The sequence below is a fragment of the Microbulbifer variabilis genome (assembly GCF_052467165.1).
The window spans coordinates 116,540-138,909 of record NZ_CP174301.1 but is presented as its reverse complement, the minus strand read 5'-3'; the positions used below and the strand labels follow the sequence as shown (position 1 = coordinate 138,909).

Below are 22,370 nucleotides of genomic sequence, written 5' to 3'. Positions count from 1 at the left end.
GGTCAGGGGCTGCTATTGTGTATCCATATAGTACTGGTTACGCTCAACACCTAGGTACCCAATATATCTGTCCCTGATTTCCCGCACATAATTTACCGGCTCCCTACCACGCACATAGCCAAATCGACTGCTTCGATAATACTCAGGTTGAGACAAAAGTAGCATGGCCTCCTCAACGTGCCCAAACCACTGGTTAGGGTCCAGTTCCAGCCTCTGGGCAAGATTTCTGGCATCTCTCACATGACCATGGCCCGCATTATAGGAAGCCAGGGTGAAATAGATTTTCTGGTCGAGAGGTAGGTTTTGCGGGAAGCGATCATCCAGCCAATCCAGGTAGGATACACCTGCTCGAATGCCATTTTCCGGATCATATAAATTACCAATACCCAGCTGGCGGGCTGTGCGAGGAAGTACCTGCATCAACCCCTGGGCCCCGGCAAATGAACGTGCCTGAGGATTAAATTGGCTTTCCTGATACATTTGCGCGACCACCATTCGCCAGTCGCGGTCAGTATTTTGAGTATATTTTTGCACTATAGGATCAAATGGCGATAATACATCCGTGCTGCGCAGGCGCTGTCCCTGATGCTTAAGGATACGCTTCTGTTCTTTAAAATACTTGTTATAGGTAACATTGAAAAACAGGTCACGATTATGTTTTTCTAAGAACGTATTCAAGTGCTCCAATAACACCGGTTGCTTAGCACGAACAGCCCAAGCGATATCGCGATCACCAGGAAGTTCGCCGACTACTCTAAAATCGTTACGATAAGTGCTTTCAATTGCCACGAGATGTGAATCGACAACAGTGTAGGGGAAAGCTCCGCTGGCCACAGAATCAATGAGAAATTCCGTTGTAACGCCTTCAATACGTTTTATCTGTAGTGGTAGCAGCTCCTGTGCATGCTGTTTTTGCAGTAATTTCACCAGGCTATCGTGATAACTGGTTTGCGGATTTACCGCCACTATCTGCCCGGCCAGCAACTCCTCCAGTGTCAAGTTGTTATTTTCACTTGCGCCTTGGGGACCGGCCACCAACAACTCCTTGACTGCCATAACTGGTCGGGAAAATACTAACCCCTGTTGACGCCGACCCTCGGTAATTGTGAGAGATGCTGCAATCATATCTCCCATTCCTGCCTGTAGCGCATCAGCTAGGTCCATATCCGGATCTGGCACTATCATGCTGAGACGCAGCTTATGATCACGGGCAAATTTCTTCAGTAAATCATAATCGAACCCCATTAATTCACCGCGCCAAATAAAGTAAGAGGCGGGATGATTACGAGTGAGCACTCTCAAGGTTCCACTCTCCAGGATCTCCTGCCAATCACGCAGAGCCTGCTCCCTCTTCTGGCTGGCCAATACCAATTCAGCCGTAAAAAATTCATTCAGTTCTCGACGGAGGGCCACAGAATCACGTCGCACCGCCCAGGCGATAGCTCGTTCAGAGTTGAGCTTGGAACTACTGGTCAGTTGTGGATAAGCTGGAAGAAACGCATTAACCTGGTTGCTGTCAATGACAGTCGCCTGATATCTCCCCTCGGCTACGGCGGTTAGCAGCTCTTCATGCTCTACCGGGCCATCCAGATAGGTAACTTTATAATTCTGCGCATCCTCGCTATGAATCAACGTCTCAGCAAAGGCGCTGCCACGCCTCACAGCAACCTGTAATGGCCTATTCGGCACGGGTTGTAACCCATTATCCCGCCGGGTTACCAATAACTCACTGACAAACTGCAGGGGGCGTGTAAAGGAAACCACAGCCTTTCGCTCCTGCGTTCGGGAAAAATTGCTGGCAATGACATCGCCACGACCTTCAATAAGTGCCGGAATCAGTTGCGCGAAGTTGTCCACATACACCCATTGAGGTTGAAGGCCCCGACTGTGGGCAAACTTTTCCGCTAACTCCCTCCATTCACTCATAGGTAGCCCAATACGCGGCAGCGAGCCCTCTTGGGGCCCCCTCGGCGCAAGCAGACGCAGGACGCCTCTCTCCTTCAAAGCAGGCATATCCCCCAGGTCTACATAGTTTTCAAAAACCGGAGCTTCTACCAGCTGTGTTTGCTGCTGATTTGGCGCAGGCTGTTGGGAAATTGCCAGATCAGTGTCGGCAGTGTCATCGACAGAGGCCTGTCGCTGCTCACAACCTAAAAGCAGAAATAGTGAGGTCAGTAAAAGGAAAATAAAAAGCAATCTTCTTTGCACAGTGCACCTTTTAGCTTTTATTAGGCATCGTACTACGCTTCCTGCGCGCTGCAGTTTGCGCTTCGCCATCTGGAGCGGCCGCTGTTAGGTAAATCGTACCAGCTTAGGGTGAAAGATCCCCCCAAAAAAAAGCCCGGCAAACTCAATTGCCGGGCAAATATACGTTGGCGAATGTAGGTTGTCTCTTACACGGAGTGACAAGCCCTCTCTTATTCGATGAGCCTCTTATTTTTATTAGATGGATTTAGGTTTGCCCTGTAGCTCCGCCAATCTCATTTTTATTTGTTTGTTCTCATCCTCATCAGGGAGTTCGAACATCAGCGGTTTTGCCACTTTCGCAAAGTACTCCGCATCTTTCTGTTGGTATAGCTCTTCAGCCAGCCACTGGGCAATATGCAGCTCACGAGGTGCACGAATATAGGCCTGCTCCAGCTTTTCCAAATACTCTTCCCGGGGGTAACCCAGCATTTCCATAGCCATTGCCAGGCCGAACCAATGGGAGGCATTTTCCGGTTCTTTGTCTACCAGGTATTTAAATTCCTCACGGGATTTTTTCAGACTGCGAAGGTCACGCGCATGGTTTGGAACCGTAGCCTGTTGGTTAACCGTCAACCACGCGTGCGCACTCAAGTACCAGGGCTGCTGGCGATCGCTGCGAGGCACGCTGGCGAGTAAGTGGCTGGCTTGGGGGAAATCCCCTATGCGCAGATCCGCACTGGCTTTAATAGCGGCCAGTTGGGTGCTGTAAATGCCCGCGTGGTACGCATAGGAAAGAAGGTCATCCAGGGCCTGCAGGTTGTAACCAGACTGGGCGATAAACCCGGCCAGGATATTCACGGATTCACGCTTGGGCAGACGTTTGACTTTAGGCTTGGCCTCTTTGAAGTGCGCGGGGATCTCACCACTAACCACTTCATATTCACCAGAATCGAACGCAGCAACATATGCTTTTTCAAGCTCTTTAACCGACATGCCCAGGGCCTTCTCCAGTGATTTCACCGGGTCAGCGCCGTCGTTATAGGCTTTGACGAACTGCTTAAATTCTTCCGACTTATCTCCCTCCATCATCAGCCAGTGGGACAAGAGCCAACCGCTGGCATACACATCGGCTTTCTCCTCGGCATCGGTGTTATAAACAGTTGCACGCAAGAGCCTATCCAGGGGCATCAGGCCTGCATACATCAAGGTTTGGGCGCGTTCCTGCGGGATTTCACCCAGCTCATAGCGGCCTTTCTTGGGAAAAGACATGGTTGCCATAAACTCGGCAAAGCCCTCGCTGTACCAATAGGGGAAGTGGATGGTATTGCCGTTATAGGAAAGGAAGTGAGTGTACTCGTGGAAAAGGAATTCACGGGCCTTAAGTTGCTTCTTTATGCTGCGGCCATCCAGATTCACCAGGGCATAGCTACCTTCGGCGGAAGTATCGAACAGGCCATTAGTCATTTCAGCTAGTTCAGCACCCACCAATCCAGCATAAGTATCCCTGTCCCCCGCCGCATAAATGGTGAGTTTTGGGGTATTTGGATCTACCTCCAGAAGCTCTGTAGCCACTGCGCGATAGCGTTCCAGGTCAGCGACCAGGGTCTTTACCGCTTTGGGATCACCATCGGTAATGACTCGAAAATTTTCACTATCCACTTCATACCAAATTTCCTCCCCCAGGTAGCGGGGAGCAGCATTGGCGGTCAGTACAAATCCGAAACAAAGTACTAAAAAAACAGCTGCGCGAGAAACCATAGTTCGGGCCACCAGTCGTTGTTAATGAAGCCCTCCATGGTCAAATAGTGAAGCCCATACACTACCGCTTTTAATTGATTAAAAAAAGAACAATTTGATCACAAAACATCACCTTTCATATTTTTTTGTGACTTGCCGGACAGGGTATTCAGTAGTCAAGTTGCAGAAAAACTGGAGGGGATAACGACAAACTAAGAGACAAACGTCTCAATTTTGGCCCTTCTGGCATACAAATAGAGGACAAGCTTCTATATATTGCGCTGTTGACCATTTTCTAAAAAATGGTCAAAAAAATAATAATTAATCTGCTTTGATGAGAGAAACATAATGAAACCTGCACCACTACTGGCGCTGCTTGGCGGCGCCTTGATGTCAGCCCATGCCTGGTCGGCACCCGAATATATTTCCGATCTGGATATTACCTCTTTTGATGGAACTGTACTCGATGCCAATTTGTTTGTGCCTGAAACCCCAGCACCTGCAGAGGGCTACCCCACCGTCATCTTCACCAACAGCTGGGGCCTTGAGAAACGCCAATATCATTTCCAGGCCAAAGAGCTCGCAGAGAATGGCTATCTGGTATTGAGCTACTCCACTCGTGGCTTTGGCCACTCGGGCGGCCTGGTAGACGTAGCCGGGGAGAACAGTATTGCCGATGTTGGTGTTCTGATCGACTGGTTAGAATCCAATTATTCTGTAGGTAAGCTGGGAATGGCCGGTATTTCCTATGGAGCTGGCATTTCCCTGCTAAGCGCAGCACAAGACCCTCGGATTGATGCGGTAGCTGCCCTGTCCGGTTGGGCCGACGTGGTTGAAGCCCTCTACCCCAATGAGACCGTTAACCTGGTTTGGGGTAGCTTGCTTGTTACTACTGCTTTCGACAAAGAAGCTGAACTGGAACAGGTCTGGGGTGACCTCCGAAGCGGTCAGAATTTGGAGCAGGTCATCGAGTTCGGTGCCAAACGTTCGGCTATCAGCTACATCGACCAATTGAACAAAAACGGCACTGCAGTACTGGTATCTAATAACTTTGCCGATTATCTGTTTAAGCCCAACAGCATGACTGACTTTTACTCCCTGCTTGAGGGCCCCAAAAAGCTGATGCTGAATCCTGGCACCCACGCCATTACCGAGACCCTCTCTGGCAACGATGGCCATATATGGTCCACCAGCTTCCGCTGGTTCGATCACCACCTGAAAGGCGAAGACAACGGCATCAACCGCGAGCCTAAAGTGGATATGACAGTGCGCATCAGTAATGAGCTGGAGCACTATGAAGACTATCCGGTAACCCAGGAGAGCACCACTTGGTATCTGCAACCACGCTTCACCATGTTTAACAGTGGCAGTATGGAGAGCGGCAAGTACGATGGCTGGAGCTGGAGTAATGAATTCCACGGGGGCTGGGATACCTTTGCTGGTACCGGTATCCCATTGATTTCCGATGCCCTCGAAGGTTTTGGTATCCCAGTGTACGCGCCAATGATGGCGATCAACGGTTACTATGCCATTGAGTACAAGTCACCAAGACAATCAGAAACCCTGCAAATCCGCGGTGCTCCTAAGCTGGAAATGTGGATTGAACCCAGTAAGGAAGAGGTTCAACTCAACGTACACCTCTACGATGTCAGCCTCTTTGGCCTTGGCCGCCTGATCACCCATGCACCAATTACAGTGCGTACCGACCAGCCCGGCAAGAAGCAAAAAATCGAAGTTGAGTTATTTACTACCAGCTATAACGTACCTGCCGGCCACCGTGTAGTTATGGCCATTGATACCCAGGGCCCTATCTATAAGAAACCGGAAGACACCAACTACACCATCACAGTGCCTTATAGCAGCAGTAAGGTTTCCAGCCTGACAGTTCCGCACTTGTAAGAAACCCTCCCGCAACAAGCCCGGCAGATCTCCCGGCCGGGCTTTTTTCTCGCTGTTGATCAAACCACTTCAGCACTAGGCGTATTTTTCGCCAAACCGTTACAATGGCCTCTTTTTAGGCAAAGTACCCTCTCCCTATGAACAAGAAGATACCACTTGCCCTGTTGGCCGCGACTTTACTGTCTGTAGCCGGCTGCAATCCAGAAGAAAAGGCCGCGCAAAAACCCGAACTGCAGACCAGCACCTCGGCTGTAACCTTGGACTTGAGTGATGCCCCAGAGGGCAAATTGCCACAGGGAGTGAGCCCCACCGCCTACCGGCTAGACCTCAACCTGGACCCTCGCCAGGATTCCTTTAGCGGCAGTGTCGCTATCGATATCCAGCTGGCCAAGGCTGCCAACCATATCTGGCTACATGGCAATAACCTCGGTGTAAGTGTGATTAAGGCACAGTTGACTGATGGGCGCGAAGTCGCAGCTCAATATCGCCAGGTACTAGGCAGCGGTGTGGCCGCTATCGAATTTGCCGAACTGTTACCCGCCGGCGAGTTCACACTGCTTATTGACTACAGTGCCGACTTTGATCGCAACCTGGCGGGCTTGTTTAAGGTTGAGGAGCAGGGCAGCGCCTATGTCCTGGCCAAGTCCGAGTCGATCCAGGCGCGCAAGTACCTGCCTGGCTTTGACGAGCCAGGCCTCAAGGCGACCTTCTCTGTCAGCCTGACTGTACCTGAAGGCTATGCCGCTATTAGTAATGGGCCCGAGCTAAAACGTGAAGCCGCTGGTGAAGGCATGGAGAAGGTGACTTTTGCTGCTACGCCCCCCATGTCCACCTACTTGCTGTCTCTATCGGTAGGGCCCTTCGATATCGTCGAGCGCCCGGCCATACCACCGAGTAAATATCGCAAAGAGCCTATTCCACTACGTGGTTTTGCCCGCCAGGGCCGTGGTGGCGATATGAATTATATCCTCGATATCACCCCCGAAATGGTGGAAACCTTCGAGAACCAACTACAACGCCCTTACCCCTTCAAGAAACTCGACATCATCGCAGCACCCCAATGGCCCAGTGGAGCTACCGAGTTATCTGCCGCCATCACCTATCGCGAACAGCGCATTCTGGTAGGTGATAATCCCGCCCCTGGTGCCCGCCTGGCCCTGGTGGAGGTACATGCCCATGAAATCGCCCATATGTGGTTTGGCAACCAGGTAACTCCGCCCTGGTGGGACGACTTGTGGTTGAAAGAAGGGTTTGCCACCTGGGGAGAACCTTTGGTGCTGCGTATTATGGAGCCGGAAGGTGGCCACGACCTGAATGCCGCGACTTACGCCATTGGCGCTATGCAGTTGGATTCCCTGGCTAGTACTCGCGCTATTCGCGAACCGGTGACTGACAACAACAATATCCGTAACGCCTATGACTCCATCACCTATTCAAAGAGTCTCGGTGTGATCAATATGGTGGACAGCTATTTTGGAGCCGAGCGTTTTCGTCCAGCCCTGGGGCGCTACCTGGAAACCTTTAGTGATGGGGAAGCGGACTCGCCATCCTTCTACAAAGTTATTGGCGAAGAGACCAATACTCCAGAACTGACAGAGGCTTTCCGCAGTTTCGTTGAGCAAAAGGGTGTACCTCAGCTGGAGCTGTTGCTGGATTGCACAACTCCGTCCCAGGCAAAACTGCATGTAAGCCAAAGCCGCTACAAAGCCCTGGGCTCTCCCATTGAAGAGACCGGGCAAAAGTGGAACATCCCATTCTGCTTCAGCAGTGCCGGCAGTGAACAGCAATGCCAGATACTGACCCGCAAAGAAGAAACCCTGGATATTGCCGTCAATACCTGCCCGAGCTGGGTAATGCCGAACGCCCAGGGCAGCGGGTATTATCGCTGGAACTTGCCTGAAGCCCAGTGGCAGGCCCTGCTCGAACATTTTGCAGAATTCGCCCCCACCGAACAGCTGTCCATTATCGACAGCGCCTTTGCTGCCTTCGAGGCCGGAAAACTGCCAGCAGCTCAGTTACTTGAAGTTGTACGCCAATCTGCAAGAGTAGAAAAACGGCAGGTCATCACCTTGCCACTAAACTACCTGCGCAAGTATCGGGAGAGCTACTTGGGTGAAGTGCAGCACTCTGCATTCCTAAACTTTGCTCAAAACCTGTATTTACCGCTACTAAACAACAGTGCCAACAGCGCTGAACCCGATCAGCAAATGCTGCACAGTGAACTGCTCGGCTTTATGGCATTGGTCGCTGGCGATCCAGATACGCGCAAGCAGTTAGTGGATAAAGCCACTGCATTCACCGGTTACAAAACAACCCGCGACCCTGAAGCGCTGGACTCCGACCTCTATGGTCCTGCGTTGACCGTAGCCGTACAGGATGCTGGTGATGACTTTTTGTCGCACTTGATCAAAGTACGCGGCGTGTTGGATGATCCGCGCTTCGAGAATGCCAGCGCCAGTGCCATTGGCAGTAGTGACAGTCCCTCGCAATTAGAAGTCGTGCAAAAGTTGGCCCTCAGCGAAGAAATGGGACCCCGTGAAACCTTCACATTGATTCAGTACTCCCTGGCCCAACCTGAAGTACAAGAACAAAACTGGCAGTGGCTGCGCGATAACTTTGACAAGGTTGTGGATAAAATTCCGGCCCAAATTCGTCGCCGCACCCCGGCTTTTGCTGGCGTTTTCTGTGATGCAAAACGCTTGCAGGAATTACAGCAGTTGTTTGCTCAACACGGCGCTCTCACTCCCGGTTACCAACGCAGCCTGGCACAGACAGAAGAGCGTATACAGCTGTGTATGGCACTGGAGAAAAAAGGGCAGTCCTTGATGGAAGCTTTGCCGAGGTCAGTGGGCCTGGCCCAAAATATCTGATACAGCCGCGCTAATTTATTACAGTATTAAATATCCTCATAGCAGGGAAATTTTTGCTGCCAGTGCCGGGAGGGGATTACTCTCCCGGCTAACTTGCCCAAATTTCAGGATTCACCTTTATTGTGCTTACGTAGTCGGAATGCCAGCCAAATCATCGGCAGACCAAAAATAATTGCGTAGGCTCCTATCAACCACACCAGCGCCAAGGCGCCTGCCCCCGGACTCACCAGAATCGCAATACCGAAGATTACTGAAAGCACACCGATGGCAATCAGCAGCCACTCATTGTCAATTTCCTTGCGCAAGCGAATCGCACCGACAATCTCAAAAATTCCACGAACCAGGGCCCAGGCACCAATAAAAATTACCAGTACCAACGCTGTTATTTGTGGATACATAAAAGTCACTATCCCTGCTGCCAGGCTGATTAAACCGGAGACGATCAGCCACCATAGGGGGGTAGACTTGTGTCTCCCCATCACCGCCGCAACCAGCGAGAAAATCCCATCCAACAAAGCATAAATACCAAATAGGAAAACCAGGGTCAGCAGGGATAATCCCGGCCAGATGAAAGTTAGCACCCCGAAAATTACCGCAATTAACCCGCGCAATAACAGCAGCCACCAATTGGCCGAGAGGACCTGCAATATAGGCCCGGAGGGGAGAGAGGAAGTATCAGTGGACATAGAGCAGTCCCCGGGTAGAACATCTATTTTAATTTAAGCGCCACAGTCCATGGACTACCAGTTTTTCGGGAAAATCTCCGCAGAAAAACAGCAAAAAGATGCTAAAAAGCCAATTGCCTTCTCATAATCTGGAGACTTAAAGCATTGGGAAAACTACCCATTGGATAAGGGCTATAAGGAGGGAGGCGGCCCACGAGCGCGACCATGCAGTCGACTCTGCAAAGACTGAGATCGCGCCGCAGGCCGCTATTTCCAGTGTAGCCGTAACTGACAAATCAGGTTATTGACCAAACTGGATTAGAAGTCAGGTGTAAATAGCACAGGGAAACTCTCTCACTGCGGGGTTTATTTTTCTGCTAAGCAGAGGAAAGGCTTTGGGAAATGCAGTGAAAGTAGCCGGCAGCCCGAAGGCTGCCGGAAGAGTTGATCAGGACAGCTCGCCAATCACACCACGCAGTTTATCGACAATTGCATCAATCTCGTGCTTTTCGATAATGAGTGGTGGGGACATACACAGGGCATCACCAATACCTCGGGCCATCACTCCTGCCTCCCAGGCCATGCCAGATGCTTTGGCCCCGAATTTACCCTTCAGGTTTTCCGGCGCACGCAGTTCAATCGCACCAACCAAGCCGTAGTTGCGCACATCAATCACATTGTCCATATCCGCCAAGCTGTGCAAGGCATTTTCCCAATGCTGGCCGATCTCACCGGATGCACGAGTTAGCAGGCCTTCGCGCTCGTAGATATCCAGGGTTGCCATACCTGCAGCACAAGCTACTGGATGCGCGGAGTAGGTGTAGCCATGGAAGAATTCCACCATACCCTCAGCGGCCGCATCCATAATGGTGTTGTGGATATCGTCTTTCACAAAGACCGCACTCAAAGGCACTGCCGCATTGGTAATACCTTTGGCGGAGGTGATCATATCCGGGGTCACGCCGAATTCGATGGAGCCAAACGCGGAGCCGGTACGGCCCCAACCGGAAATTACCTCATCAAAAATCAGCAACAGGTCATGCTGATCACAAATCTCACGCAAACGCTGCAGGTAACCTTTCGGAGGTAGCACCACACCGCCAGCACCGGCAAACGGCTCGACGATTACCGCAGCGATTTGATCTGCACCGTGGAAGGCCACCAGGCGCTCCAGGTCTTCCGCCAGTTCCACACCATGCTCAGGAAGACCACGGCTGAAAGCATTGCGCTCAATGTCCAGGGTATGGCGCATATGATTGGCTTTAACCGGCTGACCAAAGCTCTGGTAATTCGGAGCGATACCACCTACAGAGATACCACCGAAGTTCACCCCGTGGTAACCCTTTTCGCGGCCGATAAACATGGTGCGGGTGCCTTTGCCTCGTGCGCGCTGGTATTGCAGGGCAATTTTCAATGCAGTCTCTACCGCTTCGGAACCGGAATTGCCGAAAAATACATGGTTGAGGCCGTCTGGAGTATGCTTCACCAAGCGCTCGGAGTACTCAAAGCCCAGCTCGTGACCGAAATTAAAAATAGAGCTGTAATCCAGAGTTTTTGCCTGCTGGTATATTGCCTCAGCAATTTCAGTACGACCGTGACCGGCATTGCTGCACCAGAGGCCAGCGGTTGCATCAATAATCTGGCGTCCACCCTTTTCGGTGAGATAAATACCCTCAGCGCGCTCCACGATCCGCGGTGCGGATTTAAAGGTGCGATTGGGGGTAAAAGGCATCCAGAAAGCGTTGGTTTGCATCTCAGACATAAACTGTATCTCCGCAAGTTCCCTGAAATTTCAATGTATTCGGATTTGGGAGCCATTGGCTCCCGCTAATCTCTCAAGGCGCTTGTGCAATTTCAGACAAGCGCGTGGCATAACCGTTCGGACCTGTGGGTCAAGCACCGAAGCAGCAGTATTTGGTCTCGTAGAATTCGGCCATACCCTCAACTCCCCCCTCGCGACCAATACCGGACTCCTTGGTGCCGCCAAAAGGTGCGACCGTAGTGGAGAAAACCCCGGTGTTGCAGGCAATCATGCCGTATTCAAGTGCCTCGACCACTCGGTTAGCGCGACGAATATTCTCACTCATTACATAAGCGGCCAGGCCATAGGGAGTATCATTAGCACGGCGAACTACATCATCTTCCTCGGTAAACTTCTGCACTGCCGCAATCGGTCCAAAATTTTCTTCCTGAGCAATACGCATATCGTCAGTAACACTGGTGATCAGGGTCGGGGCAAAATAGTTCTCACCATTTGGCAGCTGCTCTCCGCCAATTTCGATCTTGGCGCCAGCCGCTACCGCATCCTGCACCAGGCCCTGAACGCGATCTACCGCACGGCGGAAGATCATCGGGCCCATATTCACCCCCTCTTCTGTGCCGTGGCCAATCTGCATTGCAGCCACTTCAGCACGCAGTTTTTCTACGAACTCATCGTGCACAGATTCGTGCACATAGATACGATTGGTGGCTACACACACTTGGCCGGCATTGCGGAACTTGGTCGCTACACAGGCCTTCACTGCGGTATCGATATCTGCATCATCGAAAACGATAAAGGGGGCATTTCCACCCAGCTCCATGGACATCTTCTTCACCGTGCTGGCGCACTGGGCCATCAGCAGCTTGCCGACAGCAGTGGAACCAGTGAAAGTGAATTTGGCCACACGGGGATCCTGGGTCAGTACTCTGCCGATGCCCGGCGCATCAGTGCCAGTCACAACATTGATAGTGCCCTTGGGCAGGCCAGCCTCTTCTGCCAGCCGACAAAGAGCCAGTGCGGAAAGCGGGGTCTCGAGAGCGGGTTTGATCACCACGGTACAGCCAGCTGCCAGCGCAGGCGCCGCTTTGCGGGTAATCATCGCGTTGGGGAAGTTCCACGGTGTAATGCAGGTTACAACACCCACTGGCTGGCGGATGGTGCTCAGACGCATCGCCGGGTTGTGGGTAGGAATCGTCTGGCCGTAAGCGCGGCGGCACTCCTCCGCAAACCACTCGATAAAAGAAGCGCCGTAGAGAATTTCACCCTTGGCTTCCGCCAGGGGCTTGCCCTGCTCCAAAGTGAGGATACGCGCCAAATCATCGCTGTTATCCATAATTAGCTGATACCAGCGCTTGAGGATGGCGGCACGTTCGCCGGCGGTGCGGCGGCTCCACTCTGGGAAAGCCGCGTTAGCTGCGGCTACCGCTGCCTCTGCATCTGCCGCTGAACCATCGGCTACTTTGCCCAACAACTCGCCATTGGCCGGATCACGCACCTCTGCGGTGCCCTCAGCATCCCGCCACTCTCCATCGATATAGTTCTGAAACTTCAACAGGTCTGGATTCGCCAGTTTCACCGGAAACTCCTGATAATTGCGTGTTATTAATAGTATTGCGGCGATTTTGGCCGCAGCTAGGGGGGGAGAATAGTAGTATTTTTGCAACTAAAATTTATATTTATCAAACTTTATCTCAAAGCAGCTAAGGCCTTTCCCCTTGAGGCTGCCTAGCAATGCTAAGTTACGGCAAAAATTCGTGGAAAACACGGGAGAATTCGGCAAATGAGCAAGGCAAAAAGTGCTCTGGGTGGTCGCCTCAGCGATATGGATCTCCGTCTGCTGAGAGTCTTTCGAGAAGTAGTGCGCGCCGGCGGTCTGGCACCGGCAGAAGTAGCGCTCAACATCGGGCGCTCCACCATCAGTGTTCATATCTCTGACCTGGAGACCCGTCTGGGTATGCAACTATGCCTCCGCTCTCGCGGGCGTGCCGATTTCAAACTGACACCAGAGGGAGAAACCCTCTTTCAGGCAATTTTGGAACTGGATGGGCATCTGGATGCCTTTAGAAGCCAGGTTAACGCTATTCAGTCCCAGCTTACCGGTACTCTACGCCTGGTGATGCCGGATGACGTATTGGAAATCCCCCAGCTAGACCTGCCCGCAACCATTGCTCGCCTGAGAGAACAGGCCCCCCAGTTACACCTGGAGGTCCAACTGGCCGCACCCCAGGAGCTGGAGTTGGAAATCCTCGCCGGCCGCGCCGATGTTGGCATCAACCCGCTGCATTCACACAGGCCGGGTTTAGACTACCAACCTCTATTCCAACATCAATCCACCCTTTACTGTGGCGCCAATCACCCGTGTGCCCAAGCCAACAAAATTAGTGAAGAGTTACTCACTCAGCAGGAACTGGCCGCTCCCAGCCATGCTGTTTTATCTGGTGCAGCTCATCTCTATCGCCTTTTTCCCAAACGCTCCACCGCCAACCATATGGCAGCAAGACTCGCCATGATTCTCTCTGGATCTTTTATCGGGTTTCTGCCTGAGTATCTTGCACGTAAATATGTTCAAGCACATCAGCTCCTGCCCCTGCTATCAGGGAAATTTCATTACCGTATTCAAAATGCAGCGACTTTCAAAAAAAGTGCAGCTGAGCACCCCACAATCAAGCTGTTTCTGAGAGCACTGGTGATACGTGAATAATTAATCAAGAGTATCTGATAATCCATTTAGTTGATCTGTATTATCACTCTCCTAGAATTCACGACATCCAAGTAAGGAAAATTCAATGAGGGAAACAGAAAAGTTTTACTTTTTTTGGAAGCATCAATTTGGGCAGTGGACACTGAGAGATATATCAGATATCGATGGTCAAACCTACAACTGCTGCGAACAGTATATGATGTACAAAAAGGCAATACTTTTCGGCGATATTAAGACCGCTGATAACATCCTCAAAGAAGAAAATCCATCCGAGCAACAAAGGCTAGGTAGAGCCGTTCTAGGTTATGAATCAAAAACCTGGGATCAACACAAACTTGGGGTAGTTTGGACAGCGAACTATCTGAAGTTTACGCAACACGAAGACTTAAAAGAGAGGTTACTTGAAACGAACAATAAAATCTTAGCTGAGTCTTCTCCTCATGACTTAATTTGGGGTATAGGCCTGAGTTCGGATGACAACAGAATATTGAATCCAGATAACTGGACCGGGAAAAACCTACTTGGTGAGATTCTTATGTCGATAAGATCAATAATCAAGCTCAACACCTTAGGACAAATCACTAGGTAATTTATGTTCTACTTAACAAATAGTTACCAATAATACATACTACTATTCCTTACACCTTAGTGTTAATCTAAGCATAATTGCTTTTAGATCCACCAGGGAAGAGCTGTGATCGACTTCAAAAACTCCTCTGTCTTCAAACTAAAGCCCATTGATATCTCCTCTGCCAGGGATGAATTTAATAAGTTCCTGATAGATGGTGAATCCATTTTCGCAGGCTTCAAGGCAATAAGAGACCAGGTAGTATTCACCAACAAGCGTATTATTGCAGCCAATGTGCAGGGATTGACCGGATCTAAAGTAGATTACACATCCTTGCCCTACAGTAGAATTCAGGCTTTCTCAGTTGAAACTGCAGGCACATTGGATATGGACTGTGAAATTGTGGTTTATCTCAGCGAAGTTGGTAAGGTCGAATTTGAAATCAAAGGCTCCTTTGATCTTGTCCAGTTCAATCAACACATCAGCAAGTATGTTCTCGACTGATTGACTAAGTGAACATTAACCCACTATGTTTTGGCTTGGTTTAACCATCACCAGGGCATAAGTTCTTAAACTATATCGATTAAACAAATGAGAGGGAATTTCATGTCTCAAATTTGGTTAGAAAGCCTGATTACCGAAAATGCACAGCAGGGTTTTGAGCTGGCGATGAAACTATCCAGAATGGGAGTAAAATATACTCAACCTTCTGACGAAGTAAGAGGAAAACTAAGGGCCTCCTATGAGGAAAATGCCGATAGCCTGATCGCATCCTCCCAAGTTGTTGCTATCAATTTCCAGACTGTGGCGGCGGCGAATAACTACTGGCGTAGTTAATAAACTCCAGTGCGCTTTGTGATAAAATAACCCAGGTTTATCGCCAATAAGTCCACAGAGCGCATTTATAACCTCTATCCCACACAGGTATATCAAGAATAAATTTTCTTCAAATTCACAATCAATTTTATATCAATCGTATTTCATCTATCTAAACCTTATTATTCCTGGACTATCTATCAAGTCTGCAAATAATATTCAAGCTGGGCTGATAGTTATACAACATATTAATCGAATAGATAAGTTAATCAGGATTAATACCGGTAAGATAGTAACTTGCCGCAATTGAAGGTACCAGATATCCAGAGTGTCAGTGTATGCTTCGATATTTATAATAATCAAATGGCAGGTATATTATCCTATCCTTCTAACAATCGATTTGGTGGTTTAATTAAGGAGTATCTCCAGAAGATAGAACCCGCCACTAACAATTTACTGATAAATCATCTTTCCCAGCTTTCTACCTCTTATTTTTCATTGCTACTTCAGGATATAGGGAGCATTGTCAGTTGAATTCAGGCAACCATTTATCAACTTTATGTTATTTAAGGTCCAACTATCATAAAATGATAGATGACCTGCTCCATTATTAAGCAGCTTCATAGCAAAAATATAAATATCAAGAACTCTCTGCTTTCATAGCATTACACCCTTATAAAAAATTGAGAAGCCATTTGGCACAATACCAAAAATACCACCAGCAAAAATAATTTAAACGGTGCATCCAAACACTCAGGATAAAGCGTCTAAGCCACAAAGCACTTGATTCTAAATAAGAGATTACATTGATGATTGATTACGAGCTATAAATCTGGCATTTTCTAACCAGATGCAATAAATTTTTAATGAGTATAGATAGGATACTAAAGCTAAGTATGAGAACTCTGGGAAATTTTCTTTGGTTTATATTAGGTGGTTTTGTTATGGGCCTCTGCTGGTGGTTTTTTGCTCTAGTAGCATTTATCAGTATTATCGGTATTCCCTGGGGGAGAGCCTGCTTTGTTATGGGTAAGTTTTCATTCTTTCCCTTTGGTCGTGAAGCAATATCACGCAAAGAACTAACCTTAAATGAGGACATAGGTACCAGCGGGTTTGGCTTAGTGGGCAATATTATCTGGTTCCTATTCGCAGGTATCTGGCTGGCTATTGGCCATTTGGTTCATGCTCTTGCCTGCTTTTTAACCATTATTGGCATTCCATTTGGAATCCAACATCTTAAGCTTGCCGGTATTTCCTTATCTCCAATTGGCAAAACCATTGTAACTAAGGAAGTTGCCCAGGCTGCAAGGATGAAAAATGCCAGCGCAACTGTTTCTCAAATTCGAGGTAACGCCTAGCTTTTTCTAAAATATAAATTTCCCAAATTAGGTGCCTAATCAAATGGCATTATAAACATTTACTTAAGACAAACGTATCAAATAGTTTATGTTGAAAGGCAGCAAAAAATTCTTTTTGCTGCATCTCCTTGTTATTCTGTAGCGTCTAATGATAAGCAATTCTCATCTTTCTATTATATGAAAACAGGGAGTAAACAATGAGAGCAATCATCTCAATTATATCTGGCATATTTGCTTTTGGTGTTAGCTCTATAATCTATGCAAATCATAAATCAATACCAGCCGACCTGAAGATACAACCTGTCCAGGTAATGCTATTTGGTGTATTTCATTTTCACAACCCAGGATTGGACACAGTAAAGTCAGAGGTGACAAATGCACTGACACCCAGTAACCAGGACTATTTGGAAGAACTCACCAGCAAACTTACGGATGAACCCCCTACCCATGTATTAATTGAATGTCCATCAACACACCAGAGACAAATGGATCAGAAATTCAATTCTTATAAAAATGGCAGTCACGAACTTAGTGTAAATGAAAATCAGTAACTGGGATTTCGTATAGCCGTAAGGCGGGACTGAAAAGTGTCATATGTTATGATGAAAGAAATGTTCACTAGAAAGGTGCTGAACTAAGAGAGTATATGGCCAAAGAAACTCCAGAAGAAAGAAAATTCATGAAAACTAAAAAAAAGCTCAGCAAAGAAACTTCCCAGAGAAATAAGAGTTTATCTTTAGGCCAATTGCTCGAATTTCATAATAATCCCATAGAAGATAGAGATAACATGAATCTCTATATCATGGGAAATGATATTGGTGTGGGGCAGGAATTTATCGATGCCGATGCAGCAACCAGCTCGTGGCATCACAATTTTCGCATGTACGCCAATATACAGGTTCAAGCCAACCGGGAACTAAAGTAATCGCTATCGGTGGATCTGGCCATACCGCTATTCTAAAGTCCCTTCAGAAGGTTGACAAAAGTCGCCACCCTTGGGATGTTAATGAATACCTGTAATAATTATTTAAAATAGCCGCTGGCAAATAAGGATAACAATGAAAAATTTTATAAAAATCTTTAGCAGTACAATCATTTTAGTATATTGTTCTGCAAGTTGGGCTGCGGAAAAAGAAGTATTATCCAGCCCTGAAGCACCGACAGCTCAGGTAATGTTATTCGGTACCTTTCATTTCGCAAATCCTGGCCGAGATACAGTAAAGCTGAATGTTATTGATGTGCTAACACCTGAAAATCAAGCCTATCTGGAGCAATTAACTGAAAAACTCGCAAGCGAGTCCCCCACCCATGTAATGCTTGAATGTGACCCGAGCATCCAAAACAAGATTGATAAAAAATTTCAGTCTTATCTGAATGGACAACATAGGCTTGAAGTCAATGAAAGTCAGCAGTTGGGCTTTCGCATTGCAGCTAAAGCAAAGCTAAGTGGCGTTATCTGCTATGATGAAAATCAGGTGCACTGGGATGGGTCCAAGCTCATGAACTATATGAGTACCAATACACCAGAAAGAAAGAAAATATTCGATACAGAGATAGAAGAGTTCGGGAATTTGTCCAGCAAGCAACACAAAACGCTAACCTTAAGACAATTACTCCAGATCGATAACTCTGTTGAGAGAGACAGAAAAAATATGAACCTATATCTTATGGTAAATGATATTGACTCTGGTGAGGGTTTTTCAGGGGCAGATGCATCAGTCAGTTGGTGGCACAGAAACTTTCGAATGTATGCCAATATCCAGACTAAGGCTCAGCCAGGAACCAAGGTTATCGCCATTGCAGGCTCAGGTCATACCGCCCTTATGAAAACACTTCTGGCCACTGATCTTCAGCGCGAAGCCTGGGAAATAAACGATTACCTGTAAAGCTATCCAGCTTTGGCTCATCCCCCAAGGGGGGTGAGCCAGGGTTCCCTAGTTTTCCATAGAGTTGATTTTCAAATCAATGGATTACAATAGGTGGATAATATGCTTCCTAGCTTGCGTATTTTACTCGCTCTTCTTTGCTATCTAACCTTTACATTTTTCTCTAAGGCCTTCGCAGAGGCGCAGCTGGCTTCCGGCACCCTGGAGACATTGCCCAGCATTTCCTACGAGGGCATTGCAGATCGTCCAGTACAGGTATGGCTGCCAGATGAATACCCAGCCCAGGCTCCCTATGCTGTTCTGTATATGCATGATGGGCAGATGCTTTTTGATAGCCGCACTACATGGAATGGGCAGGAATGGGGTGTAGACGAAACGGCATCCCGCCTGATCGCAGAGGGCCGTACGCGACCTTTTATCGTGGTTGCACTGCACAATAGCGGAGATGGCCGCCATGGTGATTATTTCCCGCAAAAAGCGCGAGATCTAATGTCTGAGTCTTCACGAAGGGTGAAGCACCCTTTTAATCGAGCTGAGCTGCGAGCTGACCGGTACCTGGAGTTTCTGGTAAAAAGGGTAAAGCCTTATATAGATACAAACTATAAAGTCAGTCGTAACCCAGAGAACACTTTTATCGCTGGTTCCAGTATGGGAGGACTGATTTCCCTTTATGCGGTGTTGGAGTATCCACAAGTATTCTCTGCTACTGCAGCAATTTCCACCCACTGGCCAGGCATCGGTCCCGAAGAGACACTCCCTGTCGCAGAATCCATTCGCAAATACCTCCGGGAAAATCTACCTGAACCGGGAAAACATCGCTTTTACTTTGATCATGGCACCGAGACACTGGACCGCTTTTATCCGCCTCTGCAACAGGCTGTGGACAAGATTATGCGCAAGCGAGGTTATAACGACAACAACTGGCAGTCACGGGTTTTTGTAGAGCATACCCACGATGAGAAGTCTTGGAATGCCAGGCTGGATCATGCCCTTATTTTCCTTCTTGGCACGGAAAAACAGCGCGACTATCAATAACCTCTGCCTACCTCAAAATTTTTGGCAATTGAATCGCTGGCGATTGAATAGCTTATGAGGGATATTTGATCGCCACAAGTCTTGCCCAACTACACTTTGGGCAGGTGCAGTTCACAGGGCTTCAACTTCGGGGTTCAGTGGACCTCTGTGGAAGATCACTCCTACTCTATGCGATGAATCCTAAAAGTCACACAGTTCTACTGATACCCGGAATTTTCGACCGTGGATCTTCCCTGCTACGGATGCAACACGCTCTGGCGGATGCAGGATTCGACACCCATTACATTCACCTGCGTTATAACTCCGGCTGGCACGGTATGGAGCACCTTTCTTCACAGCTGATGGCGAAGATGGAAAAACTGGTAAAAAAAGGAGCTACCTGCACCTTGGTAGGATTCAGCATGGGAGGTATTGTTGCACGCTATTATCTTCAGTCGATGAATGGTATTGGCAGGGTACATAAATTTATTTCTATCGCTTCCCCTCATCATGGCAGCTATTGGGCCAATTTCCTACCCTACAAAGGTGGCAAGCAATTACGCGTCGGAAGTGAATTCCTGCGAGGGTTAAATCAGAGCATCCATATGCTGGAAACAACAGATCCAGTTTCCATCTGGACAAAATATGATGTCACCATTATGCCCCACAGTAGTGCCAAACTCGGAATAGGCACCTCCTATGAAGTCCCTGTAATTCTGCACCGATTAATGCCCATGAGCAGTAAGGTCATCTCGCTAATGAAGAAAGAGGTTATCAGCGGAATGGAATAACTTGTATTCCTCTGAACAATGACTGTGGGAGCCAGAGATGAGCGATCCAGAACAAAAACCTATTCGTCCGGAAAGTGCGATACATGGTTACTATCATAAGTTTGAGAGCCTGATCGCCCTAATCCTTACCTTTATTATTGTGATTATCATAATTGTCGCCATCAGCCGTCTGGCTTACTCGGTCTATTCCATGCTAATAGTAGGCATGAGAGACCCTCTGGATCACAAGGTATTCCAAACCATATTTGGCGAAATCATCACACTGCTGATCGCCCTTGAGTTTAGCCGTACGTTACAATATGTGGTCACACGTCAACAAAGCATTATTCAAACTACGGTTGTTGTATTGATTGCCATATTGGCACTTGCACGTAAATTTATAATCCTGGACCTGGATAAAGTCAGTGCTGGGGAGCTTTTAGGATTGGCTGCTGCAACTTTGGCTCTGGGGCTCACCTATCTGATATTAAAGGTCAGAAATAGAACTGTCTAAGGATCACTTGTCACTAAGAAATAGAAAATAAGCCAAGTCCTTTATCTTCTTGGCTTATTTTCCAATTTTTTAAGTGCTCACTTGAGAAATAATCACTGACTATCTTCACGCAGGGACTGGTGCAGTTTGACCGGTGGAGTCTGTCGCTCCTTTTTGCTCCGCAGACGTAAATTAAGCATTTCCACTGCCATGGAGAAGGCCATGGAAAAATAGATATAGCCCTTGGGCACATGCACATCAAAGCCCTCTACCACTAAGGTGAGCCCCACCATTATCAAGAATGCCAACGCCAGAATTTTTACCGTGGGATGGCGATCGACAAAGTCACCAATTGGTTTTGCCGCAATCAGCATAACAATTACCGCTAAGACAATAGCAATTGCCATAATGGAGATTTCATCCACCAGCCCCACCGCAGTAATTACTGAGTCGAGAGAGAAAACTATATCAAGTATTGCAATCTGTAGCAGGACCATACCAAAACCGGCTGTGCCCAAGCTTGACGCATCGGTTTCGGCACCCTCCAAGCTATTGTGTATTTCATGGGTGGCCTTACCAATCAAGAACAATCCACCCCCAACCAGAATGATGTCACGCCCGGAAATTTCCACTCCAAACGCACTAAATAGTGGCTCCACCAAGCCCATAATCCAGACAATAGAAAATAACAACCCCAGGCGGGTCACCATAGCAAGGGTCAGACCAATAAAACGGGCTGGTTCCCGCTGTTTGGGCGGTAAGCGCCCGACAAGAATGGAAATAAAAATAATATTGTCGATGCCCAATACGATTTCCAACGCTGCCAGTGTAGCCAGCGCAACCCAGGCCTCCGGGTTACTTACCCACTCGAACATGAAGCAATCCTTATTTGTGATTATTGTTGTTCTGCAGTAACACCCTGAGAAAATATTAAACTGCACTGGTCTACCTGAACACGCATTCTGCTGCGTGATGCAAAAGCTATTTTATTCCCCCTCACGTAACCAAGCCATGGCATCGGCTTCATTTTCAAAGACCTTGTATTCCCCTCCGATAAACCAGCTTCCTACCTTGCCTGCTACCTTCATCCAGCGCTTGTCTGAAATCACTGCAATTCGATTGAACTGGCGCCCATGGGCCATTCCCAGCTTGAAGTCATCCCAGGCGGCTCGCGGTTCCCAACCCTGTAACTCACTGGCATCCATTAAGCAATCGATTTTTGGATGCTCAACCCCCTCAAGAGCCGAGTTGAGCATCGGCACCATCGTCTGGTAATCCTCGTGGGTCAGCTTTCCGCGCGCTCGTAGGGTAAGAAAAAAATGGTTGCCGTTCTGCTCCAGACCAATCGAAATACCATGGGGTTGGTCACTCATAAGCTCCCCTTCTCTGCTTGGAGTCAATTTTTAAATTACCAGAGTCAAGCCTAAGTAAATAATGGTAGTAGCCTCTAGAGACTGATTTCTTCATACCTCTTTTCCTGGAGATCCATTTCCAAGAAAATCACAGAGTGATCTTGCTCCGATAAAACGGGCACGCCCCTCTCCGGCCTTCAAATTCTCTAAAACTAAGTCCATTAACGGTTATGATGACGAGAGTAAGCTTGCTATTGGCAGGCGTGGTACCGGAATTTTTTTGCTAATAAAT

20 protein-coding genes are annotated in these 22,370 nt (G+C 48.2%); 13 read left to right on the top strand and 7 right to left on the bottom strand.

All coding sequences use genetic code 11. The annotated features are described in order from the left end of the window. Positions 1 to 12: 12 nt before the first annotated feature. Together ACJJIP_RS00635 and ACJJIP_RS00630 are read right to left on the bottom strand one after the other, a co-directional pair. Positions 13 to 2,208, bottom strand: coding sequence for a transporter substrate-binding domain-containing protein (locus ACJJIP_RS00635; protein ID WP_444946017.1), 2,196 nt, complete (start codon positions 2,206 to 2,208; stop codon positions 13 to 15). A 234-nt stretch (positions 2,209 to 2,442) separates the two neighbouring features. Then, positions 2,443 to 3,945 (bottom strand): hypothetical protein, encoded by a 1,503-nt coding sequence (locus ACJJIP_RS00630; RefSeq protein ID WP_020414224.1) that lies wholly within the window; start codon positions 3,943 to 3,945, stop codon positions 2,443 to 2,445. A 327-nt stretch (positions 3,946 to 4,272) separates the two neighbouring features. On the opposite strand from ACJJIP_RS00630, the gene ACJJIP_RS00625 reads away from it, so the two are divergent. Both ACJJIP_RS00625 and ACJJIP_RS00620 read left to right on the top strand, forming a co-directional pair. After that, complete coding sequence (locus ACJJIP_RS00625; RefSeq protein WP_444946016.1) at positions 4,273 to 5,823, top strand: CocE/NonD family hydrolase; 1,551 nt, start codon at positions 4,273 to 4,275, stop codon at positions 5,821 to 5,823. A 137-nt stretch (positions 5,824 to 5,960) separates the two neighbouring features. Next, positions 5,961 to 8,693: a M1 family metallopeptidase gene (locus ACJJIP_RS00620; RefSeq protein ID WP_444946015.1), complete on the top strand. Its 2,733-nt coding sequence runs from the start codon at positions 5,961 to 5,963 to the stop codon at positions 8,691 to 8,693. Between the two features lie 104 nt (positions 8,694 to 8,797). On the opposite strand, the gene ACJJIP_RS00615 is transcribed toward ACJJIP_RS00620, so the two are convergent. The 3 genes from ACJJIP_RS00615 to ACJJIP_RS00605 all read right to left on the bottom strand — a co-directional run bounded on the left by ACJJIP_RS00615 (position 8,798) and on the right by ACJJIP_RS00605 (position 12,696). Then, entirely contained in the window at positions 8,798 to 9,379 is a 582-nt protein-coding gene (locus ACJJIP_RS00615; protein ID WP_020414221.1) for an HdeD family acid-resistance protein, read from the bottom strand. A gap of 427 nt (positions 9,380 to 9,806) precedes the next feature. Then, the gene (gene aptA, locus ACJJIP_RS00610) at positions 9,807 to 11,120 is read right to left on the bottom strand and encodes an omega-aminotransferase AptA (RefSeq protein ID WP_020414220.1); all 1,314 of its coding nucleotides are present in this window, start codon (positions 11,118 to 11,120) and stop codon (positions 9,807 to 9,809) included. 130 nt (positions 11,121 to 11,250) lie between these two features. Beyond that, a complete protein-coding gene (locus ACJJIP_RS00605; RefSeq protein WP_020414219.1) occupies positions 11,251 to 12,696 on the bottom strand; it encodes an NAD-dependent succinate-semialdehyde dehydrogenase in 1,446 nt (481 codons plus the stop codon). A gap of 204 nt (positions 12,697 to 12,900) precedes the next feature. Between ACJJIP_RS00605 and ACJJIP_RS00600 the strand changes: the two genes are divergently transcribed. From ACJJIP_RS00600 to ACJJIP_RS00550, 11 genes are all read left to right on the top strand, one after another. Next, positions 12,901 to 13,821 carry a LysR family transcriptional regulator gene (locus ACJJIP_RS00600; protein ID WP_020414218.1) on the top strand — a complete coding sequence of 307 codons (921 nt, stop codon included), beginning with the start codon at positions 12,901 to 12,903 and terminating at the stop codon, positions 13,819 to 13,821. Positions 13,822 to 13,906: 85 nt separating this feature from the next. Beyond that, positions 13,907 to 14,410 (top strand): riboflavin biosynthesis intermediates N-glycosidase, encoded by a 504-nt coding sequence (gene ybiA, locus ACJJIP_RS00595; RefSeq protein ID WP_444946014.1) that lies wholly within the window; start codon positions 13,907 to 13,909, stop codon positions 14,408 to 14,410. 105 nt (positions 14,411 to 14,515) lie between these two features. After that, positions 14,516 to 14,893 carry a PH domain-containing protein gene (locus ACJJIP_RS00590; protein WP_020414216.1) on the top strand — a complete coding sequence of 126 codons (378 nt, stop codon included), beginning with the start codon at positions 14,516 to 14,518 and terminating at the stop codon, positions 14,891 to 14,893. 102 nt (positions 14,894 to 14,995) lie between these two features. Then, the gene (locus ACJJIP_RS00585) at positions 14,996 to 15,226 is read left to right on the top strand and encodes a hexameric tyrosine-coordinated heme protein (protein WP_020414215.1); all 231 of its coding nucleotides are present in this window, start codon (positions 14,996 to 14,998) and stop codon (positions 15,224 to 15,226) included. An 875-nt stretch (positions 15,227 to 16,101) separates the two neighbouring features. Continuing rightward, the gene (locus ACJJIP_RS00580; protein WP_040629038.1) at positions 16,102 to 16,563 is read left to right on the top strand and encodes a YccF domain-containing protein; all 462 of its coding nucleotides are present in this window, start codon (positions 16,102 to 16,104) and stop codon (positions 16,561 to 16,563) included. Between the two features lie 197 nt (positions 16,564 to 16,760). Continuing rightward, entirely contained in the window at positions 16,761 to 17,114 is a 354-nt protein-coding gene (locus ACJJIP_RS00575; protein ID WP_020414213.1) for a hypothetical protein, read from the top strand. A 95-nt stretch (positions 17,115 to 17,209) separates the two neighbouring features. Next, the gene (locus tag ACJJIP_RS00570; protein WP_020414212.1) at positions 17,210 to 17,488 is read left to right on the top strand and encodes a DUF5694 domain-containing protein; all 279 of its coding nucleotides are present in this window, start codon (positions 17,210 to 17,212) and stop codon (positions 17,486 to 17,488) included. A gap of 133 nt (positions 17,489 to 17,621) precedes the next feature. Further along, positions 17,622 to 18,449: a DUF5694 domain-containing protein gene (locus ACJJIP_RS00565; RefSeq protein ID WP_020414211.1), complete on the top strand. Its 828-nt coding sequence runs from the start codon at positions 17,622 to 17,624 to the stop codon at positions 18,447 to 18,449. A 102-nt stretch (positions 18,450 to 18,551) separates the two neighbouring features. Further along, the gene (locus tag ACJJIP_RS00560; RefSeq protein ID WP_020414210.1) at positions 18,552 to 19,484 is read left to right on the top strand and encodes an alpha/beta hydrolase; all 933 of its coding nucleotides are present in this window, start codon (positions 18,552 to 18,554) and stop codon (positions 19,482 to 19,484) included. A gap of 65 nt (positions 19,485 to 19,549) precedes the next feature. Beyond that, on the top strand, positions 19,550 to 20,254 hold the full coding sequence (locus tag ACJJIP_RS00555; RefSeq protein WP_245556708.1) for a lipase family alpha/beta hydrolase: 705 nt from the start codon (positions 19,550 to 19,552) through the stop codon (positions 20,252 to 20,254). A gap of 37 nt (positions 20,255 to 20,291) precedes the next feature. Continuing rightward, complete coding sequence (locus tag ACJJIP_RS00550) at positions 20,292 to 20,747, top strand: phosphate-starvation-inducible PsiE family protein (protein WP_020414208.1); 456 nt, start codon at positions 20,292 to 20,294, stop codon at positions 20,745 to 20,747. A 92-nt stretch (positions 20,748 to 20,839) separates the two neighbouring features. Here the strand turns inward: ACJJIP_RS00550 and ACJJIP_RS00545 are convergent, their stop codons facing one another. Next, positions 20,840 to 21,601 carry a TerC family protein gene (locus ACJJIP_RS00545; protein WP_020414207.1) on the bottom strand — a complete coding sequence of 254 codons (762 nt, stop codon included), beginning with the start codon at positions 21,599 to 21,601 and terminating at the stop codon, positions 20,840 to 20,842. 111 nt (positions 21,602 to 21,712) lie between these two features. Beyond that, positions 21,713 to 22,099, bottom strand: coding sequence for a SpoIIAA family protein (locus ACJJIP_RS00540; protein ID WP_020414206.1), 387 nt, complete (start codon positions 22,097 to 22,099; stop codon positions 21,713 to 21,715). Positions 22,100 to 22,370: the final 271 nt, after the last annotated feature.